The sequence below is a fragment of the Rickettsia endosymbiont of Thecocarcelia acutangulata genome (assembly GCF_964263195.1).
GTDB classification, from domain to species: Bacteria; Pseudomonadota; Alphaproteobacteria; order Rickettsiales; family Rickettsiaceae; genus Rickettsia; species Rickettsia felis.
This window is the reverse complement of record NZ_OZ181652.1, coordinates 839,201-861,195: the sequence shown is the minus strand read 5'-3', so window position 1 is coordinate 861,195 and position 21,995 is coordinate 839,201. Positions and strand designations below refer to the sequence as shown.

Here is a 21,995-nt window from a genome sequence, read left to right as displayed (position 1 = left end):
AAACTTATAGTTTTTCCTCGCAATGACGATAATAAGAACTATTAAAATAAACATAAAAAAGAAAGTTAATGGTAGTAGAAGCTGATAAAAAAGAATTGATTTGTTCGTTTTGTAGTAAAAAACAACATGAAGTAAAAAAACTAATAGCAGGTCCTGCGGTATTTATTTGTGATGAATGTATAGATTTATGTACGGATATTATGAAAGAAGAAAGTAAAGTTGCGTTAAAGCAAATTACTTCTTCAATTCCAACGCCGCAAAAAATATCTGCAATTCTAAACGATTATGTAGTTGGGCAAGACCAAGCTAAAAAGATTTTAGCAGTAGCGGTTTATAACCATTATAAGAGACTTGAATATGTACAATCCGGCAATAATGACGTTGAGCTTAATAAGTCGAATATTTTATTGATCGGTCCTACCGGTTCAGGAAAAACTTTACTTGCTCAAACGCTTGCTAAAATTCTAGACGTACCTTTTACTATGGCGGATGCTACTTCTTTAACGGAAGCCGGTTATGTCGGTGAAGATGTTGAGAATATATTACTACGTTTATTGATAGCAGCTGAGTTTAATATAGCGAAAGCACAAAAAGGCATAATTTATATTGATGAAGTTGATAAAATTGCTCGCAAATCGGAAAATCCTTCTATTACTAGAGACGTGTCAGGAGAAGGCGTACAACAGGCACTACTTAAAATTATGGAAGGAACAGTTGCTTCCGTGCCTCCTCAAGGCGGTAGGAAACACCCGCAACAAGATTTCGTACAGTTAGATACTTCAAATATCTTATTTATTTGCGGTGGTGCTTTTATGGGGATTGATAGCATTATAACCGCAAGAACTAATCATAGTTCTATAGGTTTTGCGGCTAACGTAAATATTGATAAAGAGAAAAATAATAGTGAAATTCTTAAATCTCTAGAAATCGAAGATTTAACTAAATTCGGCTTAATTCCGGAGTTTATCGGTAGGTTACCTATCGTTACGACTTTAGACGAGTTAGATAAAGAAGCTTTAATTACAATTCTAACTAAGCCTAAAAACGCCATAGTAAAGCAATATCAGAAACAATTCGAGCTTGATGATACTGAGCTTGTAATTGAGGCTATCGCCTTAGAAGCTATTGCCGAAAAAGCTCTAGCTAAAAAGACGGGAGCAAGGGGACTTCGTTCAATACTTGAACATCTTTTGCTTGATAGTATGTATAAAGTTGCTGAGCTAAAAAAACAGCGTGTTACTATTACAAAAGAGGTAGTTAACGGCTTAGTAGAACCGATAATGACATCTCTTATTTCTACAAAATCAAACAAAAAACAACCGATTATTGAAGATATACCGGCGTAGATATTGTTTTCTCTCTATATAATTCTTACGGGCTTGCCTGCGTGTATCGAAAAACGCATTCGGTGTCATCCCGTGGCTTGACCGGCGTTGTTGCATGGCTCGGTTTTTCCGTCATTGCGAGAAGAATTACATAGTAATTCGACGAAGCAATCCAGTAAAAAATTGCGTAAATCAGAATTTTTTTATTATTTTTCTGGATTGCCACGTCGCTTCGCTCCTCGCAATGACGGTTTTGATATCTACGCAACAATGCCACGCGGGAATGACATAAACGAGCCATGCAACAACACCGGCTTGACCATAGGACAACACTAATTTAGGATAAAATTTATCCTAAACTAATGTTATAACGGTTTAAATACCATTAAGAAAAAAATAATAATCAAGCTGATAAATGCTGGCCAGCCTAGGTAGAACCATAATTTAAATAATTTATAATATTTTTCCGGTAGGGAAGTTCGTTGTTTTAATGCTTCAAATGCCATATTTCGTAGTTGAATTTGAATCCATACCACCGGAAGCCAACAACTACCGGCGATTATATATCCGATATAAGTTAAGATAAGCCATAAATCAGAATAATTATAGCCAAGCATATTTACTAATATTATGCCGCTAACTGGTTGAATTATCACAGTTGGAGTAGTAAAAAGAAGATCAGCTATAACTGTAGTGCGAGCTGTGTATGCCTTTGCATTCAAGTCACCGGTTTTATTTGTCCACTACATAAAAAAAGCAGTACCGATTTCAGTACCAAATAAAATGGTAGAGCTAATAATATGAATAGTTTTTATAAAAAGATAATCCATTATTTATCTCGTTCTATAGCCATTAATACTAAAGTAAGTAATATTATTGGAATATTTTTAAATATCGGACCAAGCGGATCTAGCCATAATATTGGCTTAAGATATGTTAATAGTAGAGTATAAGCTAGTATTAATAAAATTTGTAAACTACATATCTTACTTATTTTATTTTTGATAATTAATAGAATTCCAAGAATAATATCTGTAAAGCAGCTTCCGTATAATATATAAGGTGCTATTTGTTTATCAAATCCTAGTGATATTATAATTTGCATACTAGCATCATAAGCAAAAATGCTTGAAATAATTCCTGTCATTATCCAAAATAGCCCTAAGACAATTTTTATCACAGGTTTTAGAAAATAAAGCCTAGCGTGCCATATGGATTGTACGGTTAAAGGTTCGGTTGCAAAATCTTGTTGCAAGTTTCTAGGGATTATAGAAGTAAAATTGATAAAATCTTTTTTATCAGCAATATTAGGTTGAAGTAACATATTATACGCAGTAGAATTAATGGGTCCTATTTTTAGAAAATTCCCTAATTTAGCTACTATTTTAATGAATATTAGAGGAATTTTTATTAGTCTTCCAGGATTAACTCCAAGCCATCTTCTAAATCCAAGTAAGATATCCTTCATGGTAACTATGTCTGGTCCAACTATTTTTAATAATTTGTGGATTTTTCCTTCCCTTTCTATACAGTGAATAATTACTTTCGTTAAATCATCAATATGAATAGGTTGAAATTGTTGTAAACCATCGCCTATTAAAGGAATAAAATACGGTAATGTTGCAAGAGCCCTAAATAGTGAGGTACCACCGTAACAACCGCTTGCGTAAACAAGAGATGGCTGTAAAATCACCCAATCTATATTTCTAATTTTTGTAAATATGCTTCAGCTGCTTTTTTAGTTAAAGCATAAGCAGTGTTTTTTTCATCCTCTATTCCAAGAGCTGAAATATGAATAATTCTTTTTACGTTAGTAAGGGTGCAAGCCTTAAATAGAGCATTTGGACTATTGACATGAACATTTTCAATATTATTAGCATGACTAGACGTTAATACGCCTGATACATTAATAACTATATCTATGTTATTTAATCTATTTATCCAGCTTTGTGGTGTTAGGTCTATATTAAAATCACAATATATAACTTCTGCAGTAGGGAATTTTTTCTTTGTAGATTCAACATCTCTAACACAGCATATTACTTCATAATTATTCTTTAATAATTCAGCTGTAATATATGATCCAATAAAGCCGTTAGCTCCTGTTACTAGTATTCTCATTATAATATAAACGATTTAGATATTAGACTTCTTGCATAACCTCCTTCTAAAGGTAATTTGTACGTCAATCCGGTACTCGCATCCTCACGTACTAGTATGTACGCTGCGGTTCTGTGTTCCGTGTTTCCTTCAAATTCCTCTTTATAAGATAGGTTATGCAAGAAGTCTATTGATATTTTTTATATCATTAATCAGATTCTGTTGCAAATAGAAGATAAAAAAGGATATGTTATGTCCACAACTATTGTTTTTTTGGTTAAAAACTTTTGTACCTCCAATACTCTTCTCTCTTATCATAAACCGGCGTTGCCCGTGTGTGATTTTAATGTTATCTCATAATAAAATAATTAAAGATTATAAATAATTACATATAAAAGATTTGAATAAATATTAAGAGGTTTTTATATTTTTTATTTTAACTTTAATATTTATTTAATTGAAATTATGAGTAATAAACTAGAAGTAATAATAAAATATTATAATGATATATCAAATTTAGGCTTAAGATTATGGAAAACTACTACAGCACTTGCTAGTTTTAATTTAGGTGAGGTATTGAAAATATGGTTCTGTAATAAAAATTTTAAAGATTTAACGATACTAGATCAAAGTTTTATTTATACTCAATATTTAGAAACAATGTTAAGTAAAGTAGCTGCTACCGGAAAGTATCAAGATGAGAATATAGGTCATTCTCACTGGAGCAATTGTTTTGAAGAGATAAATAATCAAGATCATTTTTTAGATACAAAGCTACAGAAGTTAATAGGAGTAGAAAACAAGAATATCATTGATTCTATGCTAGATAATATAGGGGATATAAATTCACTAGAGTTTAGTACCATTGTTACTAAAGCCCAAGTATTTTTAAAAAATAATTTAGATCAATCTGAAAGCTTGATTAAAGCAGCCAAAGAAATCGATGCTATGGCATATCCTCTGACGAGAGAGTATTTTTTATATCGCTATATAGCTAAAGCAATATTACTTACAAATACTTTAAATGTATCTTCCTCTTATGAAGCCGAGTTTAATATAGTAAAAAAAGCTCATTTAAATTTTGCAAATTATCTTAATTCATTAGAGCAAAGTCTTACTAGAATAGAAAAAGCTACGGATAAATATAATAAAGATCATAAAATTGCTTCTTGGTTAACTGAAAAATCAGATTTAGTTAGCAACCATTCAGGTAAAATAGCAGCTACTTATGCTGCTCTTATAGCCGGTGTAATTGCTTTACGTTCGTATGTAATTGATGAAGAGGATCCTTGGTATGAATTATGTGCTTTACCGACCACTAGCCTTGCGATGCTACAAATTTTATTATCTTTTCCAGGTACGGTCTTATCAAATAGACAAACTAAAGAGATTAATAATAATATGTTTCAAGCATTAGAAAATAACAATGACAATGAAAATGCTGAAGATATTAAATTTTTATTTGATTGCACTCCAAGTTTTGCTAATGATGCCGTAAATACAACTGCGATTTGTTTTAGATATGCTGCTAATTTAGGGTTGCAGCCTATCGATTTATTAAATAATGATATTATTAATCGTATAATTGTATATACGGCTTTGCGATGGTCTGCAGCTGCAGGAGTAGTAGAAGAACAAAGTAAAGTTACAAATTTTATGCAAAATAAATTAATTAAATTTTTGCATGATAAAATTGTACCGGCTTTAATTGAGAATAAGAAATTTACAGCTGAAGAAATTAAACCATATTTTCAGTTACTATATAAACATTCTGAAAAAGATAAGAATACGCAAATAAAACTTCAGGCAATATATAATAACTTACTAATCAAGATATAGATTTTAACAATATTGAATCGGACATTAGTGCCTATCATGGATGGAAGAGTACTGCTATGTGTTCGGCAATAGCCACACTGATTTTAGATTATATCTGTTTTTATTTTCGTAATCCAGAATTAGAATTTTATGAAGATCCAATGTTTTATGCCTCCACTTCTGTTAAATTAATGCGTCTTGCTTCTTTATTGGTATCAACATATTGTGGCAATAAAGTTATAGAAAATATCACCGGCGAAAAATTAACTAATGATGTGTTTTTTCAAAAGTTTTACTATAATGATGCGGCAAGATTGACTGTAGCGATAGTACCCTTAATAATGTTTGAGTCTATTAAAGATTTAAAATTCTTAAGTCTTGCAACTTTAATAGATGTTTTAACAACTGCTATATCGGATTTAAATGTTGGTAAGGCAATTAGTAGTGCAGGTAAAAATATTGCTGAGAAAACCGCTACTACCCTTACTTGGCTTAATAAAATTGCCTCAGGCACAAACGATGATACAGTTATTGATATTGATGCTACAGAAGAAGTACCATGTTTAGGTTCTGTAGACATTTGATTAATTATGATTATTCTATTAAAAGTAGACAGAATCTAGTATAAAAAATTATAATATTACTAATTTCTTTTTTTAGAGTATTTATGCGTATTAAAAATAAATCGAAACTTGTGTTAATTTTTCCATTTATATTATTAGCAGTAATTTTACCAATATATTTGTTATTAGAAATTTATGATCTAGGAAAAAATGGTATATATCGCAAGGATCTATATCAGGGGCTTTATTATAATTTTTCGTCCCTTTCATTACAGAAACAGTTAGAAAAGTACAATTATACCGTACAGCTTCCTAAAAATCCAAATGTTCCTTACAGAATTGCAATACTATGCAGACATGATCGTTTGGCCTGTATGAGGATACAGCAAGCAGCGAATAATCTTGGGTGGGAATCATTATTTATTTCAATAAGCACTAATATGCATCCGATAGATATTTTTAGAATGTATAATATAGTTAGGCAATTTAATCCTGATTTTACTATATCCGCAGCTGATTTTGGTAAGGTTGGGGATATTAGACACTATTTTATTTTACATTTTCCTTGTCTGAGAAATAATGCTAAATATTTGATAGACATTGCTTTGGTTCCCTATTATTGTCCTAAACCTATTAAATCTGATGGATTGCTTGCTGTTACGGATTTTAAAAAAATTAATCAATATTATGAAGATATTTCCATACCTATAATTGATTTCAAGTTTTCACGACCTAAAACAGAGTTTATTAAAATTAATTATTCGAGGTTATTTATGTGTGGTTATAATTGGGATAATACTCGCTCTGGTCTCAAATATAAAAAGTTATATAAACTACTTGATAAACGTAAGGATGTAGACATGTATGGTCCTAGATCAGGTTGGTTACTGCTTAATTCCTATAGAGGATTTATACCTTATAACGATCAGTTATTTGTTGATACAATAAGAAAAAGCGGTATTGGTTTAGCATTGCATTCGGAAGATCATATTATGGAAAACTTTCCTTCCGGACGAGTTTTAGAACTTGTTAGTTCTTCAGCATTGGTAATTGTTGATGAAATGCCGTGGGCAAAAGAAACTTTTGGTGATAATATACTATATATAGAAACTTTAAACAAATCTCCTGAGGAAGTATACTCTCAAATAAATCAACATTTAGAATGGATTAAGTCTCATCCTGAAGAAGCTTATGAAAAGGCAAAAAAAGCTCATCAGATTTATCTCGATAAATTTACTATGGAACAAATCCTTACAAACGTAGCTAATATGCATAATAATATTGTAAGCCGGGAGAATTAGGGGAGCAGAGAGTGTATAAAGTTATACTTATAATTTTTATGATTATTTGGGGAGCAATAAATGTGTACGACTCTTCATTTATCCGTTTTTTTCTATTATAGATTTTTACCTGTAGAAAAAATTACTAAACTGGATGTTATTAGTGATGAAAACCTGCAGACCGGTAAGTTGGAGATGAGTAAACATAAGGTTGTTTTTGCCGGCATTACAAGGAGTAATGCACCTCATTTACCAAACGCAATGCTTCATATAGAATATATAGGACAGTTTTTTTCAGATTACAGAATAATAATTTTTGAAAATGATTCTACCGATTCTACAAAATTAATGCTAAACTTGTGGCAGTTAATAAATCATAAAGTAAAAATTATATCACAGGACTTTTTTAACCAAAAAAGACCTTCTATAAAGTTCTTAGCGGATATTAGGAATAAATATCTAGAAATTTTAAATACAAGTGAATTTGATGAGTTTGATATAGTAATTATTCTTGATATGTATATAGGTTACGGTATTGATATTAGGGGAATATTAGACAGTTTTAGCAAAATTGATCGTTGGGATGTTGTATGCTCAAATGGAATATTTAACTCCAAAGGACAAATGTATGATGCTTTTGCCTTTCGTAATGAAGAATTTTCCTATACTCCGGCTGAATATAACTTAAAAACCGGCAAGAGTTATTTTGATACGGAAAACCTTGCTTTAATGCAGAAAATATATCCTCCGGATTCAGATTTACTACCGGTAAATTCGTGTTTTAATAGTCTTGCCATATATAAAAGAAAATTTTTTGAAAACTGCTTTTACGATTCCATAAAAGAAGATTGCGAACACGTATACCTGCATGAGTGTATGCGTTCTAAGCATAATGCACGAATATTTATGAATCCAGCACAAATTATCCGTTATGAGCATTATAGGTAAGGTATAGTATACCTCTATAATTTTTCTTCTATTTGTGGTGGGTTTTCTGCTTCTAATTCAATAATTTCTGATTTAGAGGAAACGATTTGATAACGCTCTAAGGTAGCTGGCATGGCTTTATTTCCTGAATCAATACCGAGTTTGTGAATATTCTTAACTCTCGACATAAAATTACGATTAAATGAGGCAGCAAATTTATCGTAATTAGTAACCATATTATGCAGGTTATTACCGATTTTTTGAGAATAATCTGCCATAGTACCGATGGAGCTTAGCAGCTTTCTCACTTCTTCAATGATTACCTTATAATTTTCTGAACGACGATGATCAGTAATTTGAAATTTTGCAAATGATAGCATATTCATAAGCCCGGCAGGTCCTACGGGAAAGATATTACAGCTCCAAGCTTTTTGTAAAAATTCAGGATCGGCTGCAATAACTTTCTCTACCGCTTGTTCAGTGGGCAAAAACATTAAAGTAATAACATTGTTAAAGCTCTGATCCTTTTTGTTTAGATTAGTTAAAATATTTTCGGCATAGTCTTTATTAGCCAAAGATTTTAAATGATAATTCATGGTTTTACTAAGATTCCCGCTATTATCCTGCTCATCAACTAGAAATTTTGAAGCTTTGGAATCAATGACCATTAAATTACCGGAAGGAAGAAAAATAAGGGCATCGGGTCTTAACTTCCCACTATCTGTTGTAGTTAAGCCGTATTGCATAATGAAATCTAAATTGGGACGTAAGCCTGATGATTTTAGGATATTCTCAAGGGTAATCTCAGCAAGTAGCCCAGCGCCAATAGGAGAAAGTAGCGACTGTTTTATCAAATCAACCGTACCTTTTGATTGCTCTATATCTTTATTTAATGCTCCTACCATAGTAATCAACCGCTCAAACTCGCTGTTAAATTTTCCCGAAGCAGTAGCGATATTTTTCTCGGCTAGCTCTCTTGCCGCTGTGTTTTCCATTTTATGAATTTCGATTAATTGCTTAGACAAATCTTTACCTAAATCAAATAATGCAGCTTTCGCCGATGAAAATGACTCCTTTCTTATTTTTTCTGAATCCTTAATAGTCTGTTCTTGATATTCTACTTTGCACTTTAATTGCTCAATTTTCTGTAAACACCCTATTTTCTCTTGGTTCAATAATTGATTATTATTGATAATTTCTAGATTCTGCTCTGATAAGAATTGTAGCTGCGTTTTTAAGGTTTTAGTTTTTACATAAAACCAAATCATTAAAACTAATAAGATAAGTAGTGCAGCTGCGGTAATCGGTAATAAATAAGGCATAGAGTAAGATTAAGTTTTGAGGTTGCTAACTAAAGTCGTATATCGTCATTGCGAGGAAAAACTGTAAGTTTTGACGAAGCAATCCAGTAAAAAATGCTAATTTCAGCATTTTTTTAATTATTTTTCTGGATTGTAGCAAAGCTTTGCTCCTCGCAATGACGATTTGGTAGCCATGCAACAAAGCTGCTAAAAGTACGGCTTTGTTACCTGGTTTGCAAAGCCTACTCGATGTCATTCCCGCGTAGGCGGGAATCCAGAAAAAAACATAAATACAGCGAATTTTTGAAATTAAAAGCTCGATTTATCTCGCTTTACCCTGGATTCCCGCCTATGCGGGAATGACATCGAGTCATGCAACACGCCTAGCTTGTCTACTATATGATGTTTCTCTTTACAGTTAGCAATGTTTAATACTAAATAATACCTAAGTACTCTATAATTTGCACTAATTATTTTAAATACATTAATTAAATATTAAAAAATTAATAATTTAATTAACATTTTGTTAATAATACTGTATTATTGCAACTTCAAAAGTATTAATAAATAAAGGGGATAATATGTTATTTGAAAATTTCAATCTTGTTTTCACTAAAGTTACTGAAGAAAGAACAGTAGAATTAAAAGAATTAATAAATTTAATGGATGATCTATGCGGAGATTTTACTCCTACACTTCAACTCATTACAGATGCAGCAAAAGCAGGAATTAATACTATAGAATTTGCATATGATACAGGTGAGGGGAATACCTTAATGCTAAACAATTTGGGGCTTACTGTCAATTAGCAGAAAAAAAATAGTCATTAATGCAGATAGGGAGATGCTTTGTATATTTAGCGATATTTTGTTTGAGCTAGGAAATGCTATAAATACTGAACTACAGTTGTTGAAGTATGGTAAATATAAAAACGCAGATGAATTTGCCGATACTAAGGAAAAAATTGAATTTAAGACTTATCTTAAGGTAGAAGAACAAATTTTAAAACTTATACAAGCTAAACCTGAAGCTATTAATAATTTGATAAAACAATTAAATACCTCCGATAGCTATGAAGATCTATTAGAAGAAGCTCAAGCAAATGCTAATTGGACTTTTGAAGAATACACCAAATCACCACAATATGTCGAGCATAGAAATAAGTATATTAAAGATTGGTATGCAATTCTTAATTTTAACACCTACTTTCGTGGAACTGGACCTAACGCCTTGTCTGATGCTCTAAAAGCTAACGATAAGGAATTGATCAAGATAATACTTAATAATTCAATATTGAAGATTAATGGTAAATCTTTAATTTGTAATATAGGAGACTTAGAGATTGTTGATATGTTCCTTGAGCGGGTAGAAAAGATAGATATATGGAGTGGATTTGATCAATCATGGAAAAAATGGAATAAGGATATTCTTAATAAAGTCCTTGAGTCTTCTAAAAATGTAGTAAATGAAAATTATTTAAGAACGGTGCTTGACAATGGGAATTCAGAGACTATTGATAGCGTATTTAAGCGTTCCTCTATTAAGGAAGCAGCGGAAAAACTCTTTAGCCGAGCTCTTGAAGCAGGATATTTAGAATATATTGAAAAGCTCACTCCATGTATGCCTCAAAAAAATGAGTATATGGAAATAGCAAATAATACGGGTGATCCTAAGGTTATTGAGATAATATCCAAGCATTTACACTCGCTGCTTGATGTTAGTGTTGAACTTCATCAAGAAAGTAGTTTAATTCAGGTAGATATTAATGATCATGTAACTGAAATTCCTCTAATGGGCGATCAGTCATAATATTATGACCATTTCGTTGCTAATGTCGGAATAGTCTTGACCGTTTCGATATTAGCCTATAATATCTTTATAAACTTATAGAGATATCATAATGGATAGGTTATATAAAAAGCAAGTTGAAGAATATCTAACAAACTATGGTAAGCTTGTATTTATAAGCGGAGCAAGGCAGGTAGGAAAAACTACAATATCAAAACAAGTAATCAAGCCTAATCCCAATTCAATTTACCTAAATTGGGACTATCTAGAAGATAGAAATAAAATCTTAAACAAACATGCGGAACTTTTTGAAAGTCTACTATCTACCGTATCCGATAAGAAACCGTGTCTAATATTAGATGAAATTCATAAATATAAAGATTGGAAAAATCTTGTAAAAGGGTTTTATGATAAATTCGGAGAAAATATTGAATTTATTATAACAGGTAGTGCCAAATTGAATATATATAAAAAAGGCGGCGATAGCCTAATGGGGCGTTATATAAATTTAATCGTGCATCCGTTATCGGTATCTGAAATAGCTAAAAATTTTGATAATAACGCTGATTATATAAAAAGCCCAAAAAATATCACTATAGATGAATTTGAAGCTCTAATAAATTTTGGAGGGTTTGCAGAAAGCTATTTAAAAGCAACTGCTAAATTTCATAGAATATGGAGTAATCAAAGATTTGAGCAGTTATTTAGAGAAGATGTAAGAAATACTGAAGATATCAATAATATTTATGCATTAGAATTGCTTGCTAGCATTATAAACGAGCAAGCAGGATCATTAATAAGCTATACGAACCTTGCTAATAAAGTTAGGGTTTCAGATCAAACAATAAGAAGATGGCTATCCTTGCTAGAAAAGCATTATTATTGTTTTGCGATCAAACCTTGGTCTAAAAATGTAGTAAAAAGCTTAATAAAAGAGCCAAAAATTTACCTTTGGGACTGGTCGCAAATCAAAGATATAGGGGCGAGATTTGAAAATCTTGTAGCTTCTCACCTGTTAAAAGCCGTATATTTTTGGAACGAAACGGGGGTTGGTGATTTTGGTTTATACTATCTTCGTGATAAACAAAAACGTGAAGTTGATTTAGTAATAACAAAAGATGATAAGCCTTGGATTTTAGTGGAAGCAAAAGTAAATGACTCAACCGTTTCTTCAAGCTTAAAATATTTTCATGAATTACTTAAACCTGAGTTTAGTTTTCAAGTAATTCAAAATAAACAAGCTATTTCGGGTTCTTGCTTTGATAAATCGGGTTTATGGATAGTACCGGCTATTACTTTCTTATCTCAATTTGTTTGATATGAATTTTTGCAAAAAAGGTAATCTAGTCAAATGTAAATCATGTGACCATTTCGACATTAATTATAAGCCATATCCTCGCACATACCAATAAATGTAGCTGAATTGACTATATTCACTTTATCTTCTAGAGGTCCGAGTGGCTGAGCCGGTTTTAACAATTCCGGCGTTAGTATAAATTTGGTTTTTTTCTCGATATTCGATAAAAAAGGTAAATGTAAGCTATGGGAATGCTCTATCACTGCATACTTATCCCATTCTGGATATTGCCTATTTAGATTTCCTATAGGATCAGCGGGACCATAAACCTCTATACTACCGAATCTATATTTTTTTAAAGGATATAATTCATAATCGTAAAAAAAGTCGTTTGGATATTTATTGCGAGTAGTTAGATTAGTATGAATAAATTTATTTTGTTCTTTATGAAAAATAAAAATATCCAAACATACTTTTTTGCATATATTGTAAGATCTCTTAAAAGAAACAATATAACCGAGTTGCTCAAATTGCTTTAATATTTGCTGCAAGTGTATTTCGTCTTCGTGCATTATCCCTATATCTAAATCATCGTCAAAAGGAATTATACCTTGATGTCTAACAGCTCCAAGCAGAGTGCCGCCTTCTATCCAATAATTAATATTATTCTTCCCAAGTAGCTCATGAGTGTCTTTCATTAACTGATAAAGGGCAATAGCTTTTTCCTCGCTAATGCTATATTTTTTTACTTGTTCATCACTTAAGGTTACATATCACCAGTCATGTTCTAATATATAAGCATAAAAAAAATATACCGGCAAAGATAAGTAATATTAAACCTGTAATATTTTTAAAGGATAACATTGACTTTAATTTTTTCACCTTGAGCCTCAAATTGTATTTCTTCCGCCGATGTGGCGTTTTTTAAATCTTCTGTTAATTCTGCAGATAATTCTATGCCGCTAACTTCAAGCAATTTTATCGGAGCTTTTATTGAGAGATTTTTCTCGGCTTTAAATTTTCGTACCTCATCTAAAATTTCAAGTAGCCCTTCTGCTCCTTTTGCATCTATATTATATTTTAAGCCACCGTAATTAACCCAATTGCCTTTAACGTGAATAGAATTTTCACTATATAATATCTGATATAACTCTTCTGTAATATGAGGTAAAAATGGTGCAAATAATTTTAATAAAACTTGCATAACGTGATAAAGTGTAAGTATTGCACTATATTGCCCTGTAGGGTTTTCATTCTCCTCATCATAAGCACGAGTTTTACTAATCTCTAAATAATTATCACAAAATATTGCCCAGAAAAATTTTTCTGTTAAGTGCATAGCATTTGCATATTCATAATTCTGAAATTCTTGAGTGGTATATTTTACTAGCTCTACAAGTTTATTAATCATCCATTTATCAAAATCATTTGTGATTTTTTCTTTAACGTCTAAAAGCTTTGGTTGTTTATCTTCATCTTTTAATTTCTCAAAATGTATAGAAACAAATTTAGCGGCATTCCACAGCTTATTAACAAGCCGTTTGCCGTTTTTCATAACGTCTTCAGAGTAGGTGGTGTCAGCTCCAAGCTTTGAATTTGCCGACCAATAACGTATTACGTCGGCACCATATTGTTCTAGCAGTTTTTCAGGAACTAAAACATTGCCCTTAGATTTTGACATTTTACTTCGATCTTCAGCTAAACACCAACCGCTTACCATGATGTTTTTCCACGGCAAAGTATTTTGGTGTAAATGAGCTTTTAAAATAGTATAAAATGCCCAAGTTCTGATAATTTCATGTGCTTGAGGCCTTAAATCCATCGGAAATAATTTATCGTGTCTATCTTTATTAATAGTGAAATCATCAGAAATACCATGAGTAGAAAGTTGGGGCGAAACGGAACTTGTTGCCCAAGTATCCATAACGTCTAAGTCAGGCTCTATTTCCTCTTTATTGTAGCCTATAGGTAAATCTCTTAACGGATCAACAGGTAGCTGTGAAATATCGGCGTATAAAATCTTGCCTTCTTCACCTACTCTTTTAGAGTACCAAACAGGGAAAGGCACGCCGAAATAACGCTGCCTACTTATGCACCAATCCCAGCTAATAGCATTAATCCAATTCTCTAAACGAATCTTCATATTTTTAGGATGCCAATTTAACTCACTTGCTCTTTTAAGTAGAGCTTCTTTATGTGATATAGTTTTAACGAACCATTGCGGTACGGTTAGTATCTCAAGAGGAGCCCCTGACCTCTCAGCACATTTAACTGTATGGATTATTTCTTCTTGTTTAGTAAGTAAATTCTGCTCTTTTAAAATATCTATTATTTTTGTCCTAGCTTCTTTAATTTTCAAACCATCTATAGCAATATCGTGAGGGAAGTCTATCGTACCTTTCTTAGTAACAATAGTTCTTAAAGGCAAATTATGCGTTTTCCACCAAGTAATATCCGTTTGATCACCAAATGTACAGCACATAACTAAACCTGTACCCTTATCTTGTTGTACTAAAGGATCGGCAAGCAGCGGAACTTTCCCATTAAAAAGCGGGGTTATAGCTGATTTACCTGCTAGATGCTTATAACGCTTGTCATCAGGGTGATAAAATACGGCGACGCAAGCCGGTAATAATTCAGGTCTTGTAGTTGCTATAGTAAGCGGCTCTTCTTGCTCGGTTTTAAAAATAATATAATTCATGAATGAGGTTTTTTCCTTGTCCTCAATATCAGCTTGAGCAAGAGCTGTACCATCTACCGGATCCCATAATATGGGCTGATCATTGCGGTAAATTTCGTCTCTCTTAACTAAATCAAGAAAAGACATTTGTGATATTTTACGAGATAACGGACTGATAGTTTGGTACTCTAAACTCCAATCAACCGATAAGGCTATTTGATTAAATAGGCTTCTAAATTTTTCTTCTTCACTTGCTACTACCTCTTCACAAATTTTTATAAACTCAGATCGAGACATATTATAAGCTTTGATCTGCTTCTGCTTTTCAACAAGCCTCTCGGTTGGTAGACCATTATCGTCAAAACCCATAGGATAGAAGATATTTTTACCCGTCATACGCTGAAAACGTACGATAAAGTCGGTTTGCGTATAGCTGTAAACATGCCCGATATGTAACTGCCCTGAAACTGTCGGCGGCGGCGTATCAACTACATAGGTTTCGTCTTTTGAAATATTTGGATCATAAGCATAAATTTGTTTCTCTTGCCAAATTTGCTGCCATTTTTTTTCATTTTCTGTAAAATTATAATTTTTCGGAAATTCTTTCATGGATTTTATAGTTGATTCAAGAATCTTATTATAAAGGTTATATATGATTATGACAATAGAACTATTGCTAATAATTTTTAGTAAATAATAAACCTATAATTGAAAATATAGAAATTCATGTATATAATGCCAATTATTATTAAACTAAAAATTTTATGGATAAAAATATCATTGATTCAGAGTATTTAGAATTTGTAGAGCAATTAAAAATTCGAGTATCTGAAAGTCGTTATCAAGCTGCAAGGTCAGTAAATAGTGAGTTAATAAAGCTATATCATCATATAGGTAATGAAATTCTTAAACGACAGGAAAAATACGGTTGGGGCGCTAAAGTAATAGATAATTTAAGCCGTGATCTACATTCTGCATTTCCTGAAATGAAAGGATTTAGCAACAGAAACCTTAAATATATGAGGCGTTTTGCTGAAGAATATCAAGATATTAAATTTGTGCAAGAGGTGCTTGCACAATTGACGTGGTATCATAATATTACCTTACTAGATAAGGTATCTAAGAAGCAGGATAGGTTATTTTACGTAAAGCAGGATATTGAATATGGTTGGTCACGTAATATGATGGTTACACAAATTGAACTTGAGTTACATAAAAGGCAAGGACAAGCAATAACAAACTTTCAAAGTAAACTAGCCTCTCCTCAATCTGATCTAGCACATTATACGCTCAAAGACCCATATGTTTTTGATTTTTTAAGTGTAGGAAATGAAGCACAGGAAAGGGAAGTAGAAAAAGAATTAACTAAACACATAGAAAAATTTTTAATTGAGCTTGGAGCAGGTTTTGCTTTTGTTGGCAGACAATATCATTTAGAAATAGGAGAACAAGATTTCTATATTGATGTATTATTCTATCATTTAAAACTTCGTTGTTTTGTAGTAATTGAGCTTAAAGATAAGGATTTTAAACCGGAATATGCCGGTAAAATGAATTTTTATTTATCGGTTGTAGATGATATTTTAAAGTATCCAAACGATAACCCTTCTATTGGGCTAATTTTATGCAAATCAAAAAATAATATACTTGCAGAATATGCGTTACGTGATATAAGTAAACCTATCGGACTTGCAGAGTATAAAATAACTGAAAATCTACCTGAAGAGATAAAAAGTGAACTCCCAACTATTGAAGAGTTAGAAGCAGAACTTGCTAAAGAATTAATAAGAAAATAGAAATGCCAAACAAACTTTTACAGCACATTTCAGAAAGCTTCAGACAAGATGAATTTAAAGGCGAGCCTGCACAGCGTAGAAAACTACGTGAGCACAGGCGAGTGCTGCAAAATTCGCTTGTATCAAGCTTTCTGAAATGTGCTGTACTTACTTTAAAATTAATGCGGGTAGATAAGCCGGTACCTTATATATTAGTTTTTTCCCCTGCTTTATTTGGATTGCTGCTTGCAAACCCTTCTAACACGGAATTAGCTTATTTATTACCGTTATTTATTTTAGGTAGTATAACGACAAGGAGTAGCGGGTGTATTATTAACGATATATTTGATCGGAAATTTGATAAACATGTTGCAAGGACTAAAGACCGACCTTTAGCAAGTGGTGCTGTGTCTGTTTCTTATGCTATTTTTATACTCTTTATTCTTAGTATTATATCACTTTATATCTTGTTACTTTTAAACAAAACAGCCATATATACAGGTTTTTTTGCGGTAATAATGATTAGCCTATATCCGCTAACGAAACGTATTACCTACTTCCCGCAAATATTTATGGGCTTTACTTTTAAGCTCGGGGCATTAATAGCGTATGCGGCAGTTCAGAATAAACTTGATGCGGCAGCAATTATTATGTATTTAGCATGCTGTTTTTGGGCAACCGGCTATGATACGATTTACGGATATATGGATATAAAAGACGATAAGAAAATAGGAGTGAAATCTTTAAGCATATATTTAGAGAACAAGCATCCTAAATTTTGGCTTTATGTATGCTATATAGGTTTTATATTATTATTTATCTTAGCAACAAAGATAGCTAACCGTAATATCGACTATTTACCTATTTTAGCTGCTTTAATTTTACTGATATTGCAAGTAGCGACTCTTGATACCCGAAACCCAGCTGATTGTATGACAAGATTCAGAGCTAATAGTTATGTGGGGGTACTGTTAAGTTTAGTACTTTATTAAAAAATTGTTTACTTTTTAACTTTTCATTGGTATAATTACTCTAAATAATAAAAAGGATATGAACTATGTTAAGAAACAATACTTATAAAAAATCTTTTGCAGCATTAATAAAAGACCCAACAGCAGAATTTTATTATTCAGCATATTTTTTGTGTTTTATAGAAAAATTTACTGACCCTTTGGTTTCAAGAGGGGAGAAATATCGCTTGTATACTGATTCTAAAAAATTTTGGAGTAGCAGTGAGTATAATAGTCAGAAAGTTTATAATCGTGAAGATGTGAATAGCATGATATTTGATAAAGTAGCAGAAAAATACGGCACTAAAGATAAATCTGCATTTAAAGAATATATACATATTATCCGTAATAACTATACGGATATCGAGTACGCCGGACACATTAGAGCAGGTTGTGAATCTTATAAAGCCCCTAAGTTTTGTAGACTTGTAAATGATGATTGCTATAAAGAACTAACAGACATTATAGGAGTAGCTCCTGATGCTTACTTAGAAGCGGTATCTCATTAACGTCCCGCTCTCACAGCCCATAAGGTTACCATCGATATTGCAGTTATGTAAACCGCAATTGATAAAGAGCTGCCAGTTACATGCCAAAGCATTAGGCAGATTGACGGGGTAAGGCGTCCGATTAATGAAGCACCTATACTGCTGCCGATACCTACTAACATATATTTATCGGCAGTTTTAAATAAATCATTTAGCCAGCAATTCAAAAGTGCTAAAAAGCCAACACCAAGTATTATAATCCAAATACGCACGAAATTAACATACCATATAGAGGAATTATTTAAGAACAGCCATAAAGGAATTATGCTTAAACTCATTAAAATAAGAGTACCGCTTAATATTTTAAGGTAATGGAATTTTTTTGTTAGATGCCCTATTATCGGAATCATAATCATATCAAAAATCAGAAACTCGGTATTAAACTTCATCATTGTTTCAATTGATATATCAGTGATAAGCGGAATAAAACTATTCATAAAAACGAAAGGCACTATATAGGTCATATATGAAAAACCTACGGCAAAACTAATACGTAAGATACTTAGTTTACTGTTCCAAATTGTGGTTAGATCGTGTAAAAGTGTCATTCCTGCGAAAGCAGGAATCCAGAAACTACGTAAAGTACTTTTATATTTTTTACTGGATCCCGCAGTCAAGACACGGTATGACATTGAAGGCTTTACTACAATATCCTCACTCTTCCTTAAAAAATAACCTACAAAGGCCGTAAACCCGCCAAATATGAAACATAAACGCCAATATTCATTATACTCTACATTTAAAACTATAGTGCTGATAAATGAAGCAAGGATAATACCAAGCATTGTAGAGGTTTGATAAAGGTAAGAAGCTTTAAACGCTTTTTTTTCTTCTTTATTCTCTAAAATAAATAATTTAGCAATAGCACATTCACCCTCGGAATATACTCCTTGCAACGTTCTAAGCACAACTAATAATAGCGGAGCAAGCCAGCCTATTTGGGTATGAGAGGGGATTAGACCGATTAGGCTAGTTGTTAAAGCAATGCCGATTAGAGAATGAGATAAAGCAAAAAACCCACCGTATTTTTTAGCAATTACACCAAAAAAATAAGAACCGATCGGGCGAGTAAATAAAGATGTAGCAAGAACACTGTAAGTAAGTATTAAGGCGACAATTTTATCATGATTCGGAAAGAAAATACCGGCAAGTAGCGGTGCAAGAAACCCATAAAGTGCAGTATCAAAATGGTCCATCGCATTACCGATTAGGATTGAAAAATCCCTTTTGCTTAATGAATTACTCATATGTTAATAATTTAAAATTTATAATGAATTATAAGTATGTAATCTTCCTTGTAAATATTTTTTTAAGAGATATGATTATAAAGTTATAGCTTAAAGTAATTGTAATTAATGAATAATTTGAAACAAGGAAAGTTTATTACATTTGAGGGAGGGGAGGGGATAGGCAAATCTACTCAATCTCAAATGCTCTATGAATATTTAAAATCTCAAAATACTCCCGTTATTTTAACTCGTGAAGTTGGCGGTACTGCCGTCGCCGAAAAAATGCGTGAAATCCTAGTACATGAAGAATTATTACCCATGTCCGAGCTATTACAAGTTATGGCAGCACGTTATGATCATATGGCACGGAAAATTATACCGGCTCTGCAAGATGGACATATCGTAATATGTGATAGGTTTATTGACTCAACTGCATGTTATCAAGGATTAGAGCTAGAAACCGGCATAGATTTAGTTTATAATCTGCACAAAACTTTAATGCCCCCTCTTATGCCTGATATTACGTTCTTTATTGATGTAGAGCCGGATACTGCTATTGAGAGAGTAAATTTACGAAATATGAGCAATAAATTTGACGTAAGAGGTATAGATTTTTATAAAAAAATCTATGATTGCTTTAAAGAATTAAGTAATAGATTTCCTGAGAGAATAAAAACAATTAAAGCGTCGGATCTAAGTCCGCTTGAAGTACATGAGTTAATAAAAAAGCATTTATGAAGAATACTTACTACATTACTACCCCTATATATTACGTTAACGATGTTCCACATATCGGTCATGCTTATACTAGCGTTGCAAGTGACGTTATTGCTCGTTTCATGCGACTTCGAGGTTTTGATGTAATGTTTTTAACCGGGACTGACGAACACGGGCAGAAAGTAGAAAAAGCAGCTATCAATAAAAATATCGACCCACAAAAATTTATCGATCAGACATCCGAAAGTTTTTGTCATCTGATGAATGTTATGAATATTTCCAATGATGATTTTATCAGAACAACAGAAAGCAGGCATAAAGAAGCCGTAGCTGTTTTTTGGCAGAAATTACTAGATAACGGTACAATCTATGAGGGATTTTATGAGGGCTGGTATGCAGTGCGAGATGAGGCTTTTTTTGATGAGTCGGAACTTACGAGTGACGGTTTAGCACCGACGGGTGCCCCAGTTGAATGGGTTAAAGAGCCAAGCTATTTCTTTAACCTTTCAAAATGGCAGGATAAATTGCTTGAGTTTTATGAAGCAAATCCTGATTTTATTAGACCTATATCAAGGCGTAACGAAGTAATTAGCTTTGTTAAATCAGGTCTAAAAGATTTATCAGTATCGCGTACTACTTTTAACTGGGGAATAAAAGTTCCAAATAACGAAAAACATGTAATTTATGTTTGGCTTGATGCACTTGCTAATTATATTTCGGCACTCGGTTATCCCGACGCACAAAGTAATTACGGTAGATTTTGGCCGGCTGACTTGCATGTAGTTGGTAAAGATATCTTACGTTTTCATGCGGTTTATTGGCCGGCTTTCTTAATGGCTGCCGAAATTCCGCTGCCGAAAACTGTTATGGCTCATGGTTGGTGGACGAATGAGGGGCAGAAAATCTCTAAATCTCTTGGTAATACCATTGATCCGATTAAGTTAATTGATGAATTCGGTGTTGATCAGGTTAGGTATTTTCTGATGCGTGAGGTAACTTTTGGTGCAGACGGCAATTTTGCTCGCAGTAATTTAATTACCCGTATTAATAGTGAGCTATCAAACAAAATAGGTAATTTATTGCAGCGTACTACATCTTTTGTTTATAAAAATAATGACGGCAAAGTGCCGTTAATTGAGCAAAATATCATTGATAAAATATATGAGCTACCGATTTTAAAAACCGCAAGTAAATTTGCCGAGCAGAATATTTTATTGATGGACAAAACAGAGATTAATAAAATTCTTGAAAATATTATTAATTTAGCCGAAGAGGCAAATATCTATATTGATAGTGAAGCACCTTGGAATTTGAAAAAAACCGATCCGGATAAAATGCTAGAAGTGTTATACACTTTACTAGAAGTTTTACGCTATATTGCTATAATGCTTCAGCCTTTTATACCGAGTTCAGCAAATAAAATGCTTGATCAGTTAGGGGTAAATAAAGAAGAACGTTTATTTAAGCATTTAGGATGTGATTATGCTTTAAGGGCGGGTAGCGATATTTTAGAACCTACTATAATATTTCCAAGATTTGAATAGTATGTCATACCATGGGTAAGCGGGCATTGCCCGCATGGATCTAAAAACGCGTTCAGTGTCATACCGTGGCTTGACCACGGTATCCAGCGTAAA

The 21,995-nt window shown here is 32.5% G+C and carries 18 protein-coding genes and 3 pseudogenes; 13 read left to right on the top strand and 8 right to left on the bottom strand.

Annotated elements, in window-relative coordinates; genetic code table 11:
- Positions 1-68: 68 nt before the first annotated feature.
- Positions 69-1,346 (top strand): ATP-dependent Clp protease ATP-binding subunit ClpX, encoded by a 1,278-nt coding sequence (gene clpX, locus ACE38Q_RS04730; RefSeq protein ID WP_500190279.1) that lies wholly within the window; start codon positions 69-71, stop codon positions 1,344-1,346.
- Between the two features lie 344 nt (positions 1,347-1,690).
- Here the strand turns inward: clpX and ACE38Q_RS04725 are convergent.
- From ACE38Q_RS04725 to ACE38Q_RS04710, 4 genes and pseudogenes are all read right to left on the bottom strand, one after another.
- Positions 1,691-2,155 (bottom strand): annotated as a pseudogene (locus tag ACE38Q_RS04725) (DUF2269 family protein).
- Positions 2,155-3,018 carry a DoxX-like family protein gene (locus ACE38Q_RS04720; protein WP_500190278.1) on the bottom strand — a complete coding sequence of 288 codons (864 nt, stop codon included), beginning with the start codon at positions 3,016-3,018 and terminating at the stop codon, positions 2,155-2,157. The pseudogene ACE38Q_RS04725 and the gene ACE38Q_RS04720 overlap by 1 nt, the downstream one beginning before the upstream one ends.
- A 5-nt stretch (positions 3,019-3,023) precedes the next feature.
- Positions 3,024-3,446, bottom strand: coding sequence for an SDR family NAD(P)-dependent oxidoreductase (locus ACE38Q_RS04715; RefSeq protein ID WP_500190277.1), 423 nt, complete (start codon positions 3,444-3,446; stop codon positions 3,024-3,026).
- Between the two features lie 2 nt (positions 3,447-3,448).
- A pseudogene (locus ACE38Q_RS04710) lies at positions 3,449-3,616 on the bottom strand (palindromic element RPE1 domain-containing protein); the annotation flags it as partial.
- A 274-nt stretch (positions 3,617-3,890) separates the two neighbouring features.
- Between ACE38Q_RS04710 and ACE38Q_RS04705 the strand changes: the two are divergent.
- The 4 genes from ACE38Q_RS04705 to ACE38Q_RS04690 all read left to right on the top strand — a co-directional run bounded on the left by ACE38Q_RS04705 (position 3,891) and on the right by ACE38Q_RS04690 (position 8,034).
- Positions 3,891-5,264 (top strand): hypothetical protein, encoded by a 1,374-nt coding sequence (locus ACE38Q_RS04705; RefSeq protein WP_500190276.1) that lies wholly within the window; start codon positions 3,891-3,893, stop codon positions 5,262-5,264.
- A 56-nt stretch (positions 5,265-5,320) separates the two neighbouring features.
- Complete coding sequence (locus ACE38Q_RS04700; protein ID WP_500190275.1) at positions 5,321-5,827, top strand: hypothetical protein; 507 nt, start codon at positions 5,321-5,323, stop codon at positions 5,825-5,827.
- An 83-nt stretch (positions 5,828-5,910) separates the two neighbouring features.
- Entirely contained in the window at positions 5,911-7,107 is a 1,197-nt protein-coding gene (locus ACE38Q_RS04695) for a glycosyltransferase family protein (protein WP_500190274.1), read from the top strand.
- Between the two features lie 60 nt (positions 7,108-7,167).
- Complete coding sequence (locus tag ACE38Q_RS04690) at positions 7,168-8,034, top strand: hypothetical protein (protein WP_500190273.1); 867 nt, start codon at positions 7,168-7,170, stop codon at positions 8,032-8,034.
- Between the two features lie 14 nt (positions 8,035-8,048).
- On the opposite strand, the gene ACE38Q_RS04685 is transcribed toward ACE38Q_RS04690, so the two are convergent.
- Entirely contained in the window at positions 8,049-9,335 is a 1,287-nt protein-coding gene (locus tag ACE38Q_RS04685; RefSeq protein ID WP_500190272.1) for a DNA recombination protein RmuC, read from the bottom strand.
- 560 nt (positions 9,336-9,895) lie between these two features.
- On the opposite strand from ACE38Q_RS04685, the gene ACE38Q_RS04680 reads away from it, so the two are divergent.
- The 3 genes from ACE38Q_RS04680 (at position 9,896) to ACE38Q_RS04670 (ending at position 12,420) form a co-directional block, all read left to right on the top strand.
- Complete coding sequence (locus ACE38Q_RS04680) at positions 9,896-10,123, top strand: hypothetical protein (RefSeq protein WP_500190271.1); 228 nt, start codon at positions 9,896-9,898, stop codon at positions 10,121-10,123.
- A 34-nt stretch (positions 10,124-10,157) separates the two neighbouring features.
- Positions 10,158-11,123, top strand: a complete 966-nt coding sequence (locus ACE38Q_RS04675) for a hypothetical protein (protein WP_500190270.1) — start codon at positions 10,158-10,160, stop codon at positions 11,121-11,123.
- A gap of 91 nt (positions 11,124-11,214) precedes the next feature.
- Positions 11,215-12,420, top strand: coding sequence for an ATP-binding protein (locus tag ACE38Q_RS04670; RefSeq protein ID WP_500190269.1), 1,206 nt, complete (start codon positions 11,215-11,217; stop codon positions 12,418-12,420).
- Positions 12,421-12,479: 59 nt separating this feature from the next.
- Here the strand turns inward: ACE38Q_RS04670 and ACE38Q_RS04665 are convergent.
- Both ACE38Q_RS04665 and ACE38Q_RS04660 read right to left on the bottom strand, forming a co-directional pair.
- Positions 12,480-13,281: pseudogene (locus ACE38Q_RS04665) on the bottom strand (LicD family protein).
- Complete coding sequence (locus tag ACE38Q_RS04660; protein ID WP_500190268.1) at positions 13,250-15,688, bottom strand: valine--tRNA ligase; 2,439 nt, start codon at positions 15,686-15,688, stop codon at positions 13,250-13,252. The pseudogene ACE38Q_RS04665 and the gene ACE38Q_RS04660 overlap by 32 nt, the downstream one beginning before the upstream one ends.
- Before the next feature lie 155 nt (positions 15,689-15,843).
- On the opposite strand from ACE38Q_RS04660, the gene ACE38Q_RS04655 reads away from it, so the two are divergent.
- The 3 genes from ACE38Q_RS04655 (at position 15,844) to ACE38Q_RS04645 (ending at position 18,373) form a co-directional block, all read left to right on the top strand.
- Entirely contained in the window at positions 15,844-16,875 is a 1,032-nt protein-coding gene (locus ACE38Q_RS04655) for a PDDEXK nuclease domain-containing protein (protein ID WP_500190267.1), read from the top strand.
- A 161-nt stretch (positions 16,876-17,036) separates the two neighbouring features.
- Positions 17,037-17,846 carry a 4-hydroxybenzoate octaprenyltransferase gene (gene ubiA / locus ACE38Q_RS04650; RefSeq protein ID WP_500191296.1) on the top strand — a complete coding sequence of 270 codons (810 nt, stop codon included), beginning with the start codon at positions 17,037-17,039 and terminating at the stop codon, positions 17,844-17,846.
- Between the two features lie 65 nt (positions 17,847-17,911).
- On the top strand, positions 17,912-18,373 hold the full coding sequence (locus ACE38Q_RS04645; RefSeq protein ID WP_500190266.1) for a hypothetical protein: 462 nt from the start codon (positions 17,912-17,914) through the stop codon (positions 18,371-18,373).
- On the opposite strand, the gene ACE38Q_RS04640 is transcribed toward ACE38Q_RS04645, so the two are convergent.
- Positions 18,370-19,659, bottom strand: coding sequence for an MFS transporter (locus ACE38Q_RS04640; RefSeq protein WP_500190265.1), 1,290 nt, complete (start codon positions 19,657-19,659; stop codon positions 18,370-18,372). The two genes, ACE38Q_RS04645 and ACE38Q_RS04640, sit on opposite strands and share 4 nt — an antisense overlap.
- Positions 19,660-19,767: 108 nt before the next feature.
- On the opposite strand from ACE38Q_RS04640, the gene tmk reads away from it, so the two are divergent.
- Both tmk and metG read left to right on the top strand, forming a co-directional pair.
- Entirely contained in the window at positions 19,768-20,379 is a 612-nt protein-coding gene (gene tmk / locus ACE38Q_RS04635) for a dTMP kinase (protein ID WP_500190264.1), read from the top strand.
- Positions 20,376-21,902 (top strand): methionine--tRNA ligase, encoded by a 1,527-nt coding sequence (gene metG, locus ACE38Q_RS04630; protein ID WP_500190263.1) that lies wholly within the window; start codon positions 20,376-20,378, stop codon positions 21,900-21,902. The genes tmk and metG overlap by 4 nt, the downstream gene beginning before the upstream one ends.
- The last annotated feature ends 93 nt before the right edge of the window (positions 21,903-21,995 follow it).

What these genes read in the sequence shown, in the direction of transcription:
- ACE38Q_RS04715 (WP_500190277.1), bottom strand. Translation starts at nt 3,446, where the DNA reads ATGAGAATACTAGTAACAGGAGCTAACGGCTTTATTGGATCATATATT.
- ACE38Q_RS04685 (WP_500190272.1), bottom strand. Translation starts at nt 9,335, where the DNA reads ATGCCTTATTTATTACCGATTACCGCAGCTGCACTACTTATCTTATTA.
- ACE38Q_RS04705 (WP_500190276.1), top strand. Translation starts at nt 3,891, where the DNA reads ATGAGTAATAAACTAGAAGTAATAATAAAATATTATAATGATATATCA.
- ACE38Q_RS04675 (WP_500190270.1), top strand. Translation starts at nt 10,158, where the DNA reads ATGCTTTGTATATTTAGCGATATTTTGTTTGAGCTAGGAAATGCTATA.
- ACE38Q_RS04640 (WP_500190265.1), bottom strand. Translation starts at nt 19,659, where the DNA reads ATGAGTAATTCATTAAGCAAAAGGGATTTTTCAATCCTAATCGGTAAT.
- ACE38Q_RS04690 (WP_500190273.1), top strand. Translation starts at nt 7,168, where the DNA reads ATGTGTACGACTCTTCATTTATCCGTTTTTTTCTATTATAGATTTTTA.
- ACE38Q_RS04680 (WP_500190271.1), top strand. Translation starts at nt 9,896, where the DNA reads ATGTTATTTGAAAATTTCAATCTTGTTTTCACTAAAGTTACTGAAGAA.
- ACE38Q_RS04660 (WP_500190268.1), bottom strand. Translation starts at nt 15,688, where the DNA reads ATGAAAGAATTTCCGAAAAATTATAATTTTACAGAAAATGAAAAAAAA.
- metG (WP_500190263.1), top strand. Translation starts at nt 20,376, where the DNA reads ATGAAGAATACTTACTACATTACTACCCCTATATATTACGTTAACGAT.
- tmk (WP_500190264.1), top strand. Translation starts at nt 19,768, where the DNA reads ATGAATAATTTGAAACAAGGAAAGTTTATTACATTTGAGGGAGGGGAG.
- ACE38Q_RS04695 (WP_500190274.1), top strand. Translation starts at nt 5,911, where the DNA reads ATGCGTATTAAAAATAAATCGAAACTTGTGTTAATTTTTCCATTTATA.
- ACE38Q_RS04645 (WP_500190266.1), top strand. Translation starts at nt 17,912, where the DNA reads ATGTTAAGAAACAATACTTATAAAAAATCTTTTGCAGCATTAATAAAA.
- ACE38Q_RS04700 (WP_500190275.1), top strand. Translation starts at nt 5,321, where the DNA reads ATGTGTTCGGCAATAGCCACACTGATTTTAGATTATATCTGTTTTTAT.
- ubiA (WP_500191296.1), top strand. Translation starts at nt 17,037, where the DNA reads ATGCGGGTAGATAAGCCGGTACCTTATATATTAGTTTTTTCCCCTGCT.
- ACE38Q_RS04670 (WP_500190269.1), top strand. Translation starts at nt 11,215, where the DNA reads ATGGATAGGTTATATAAAAAGCAAGTTGAAGAATATCTAACAAACTAT.
- ACE38Q_RS04655 (WP_500190267.1), top strand. Translation starts at nt 15,844, where the DNA reads ATGGATAAAAATATCATTGATTCAGAGTATTTAGAATTTGTAGAGCAA.
- clpX (WP_500190279.1), top strand. Translation starts at nt 69, where the DNA reads ATGGTAGTAGAAGCTGATAAAAAAGAATTGATTTGTTCGTTTTGTAGT.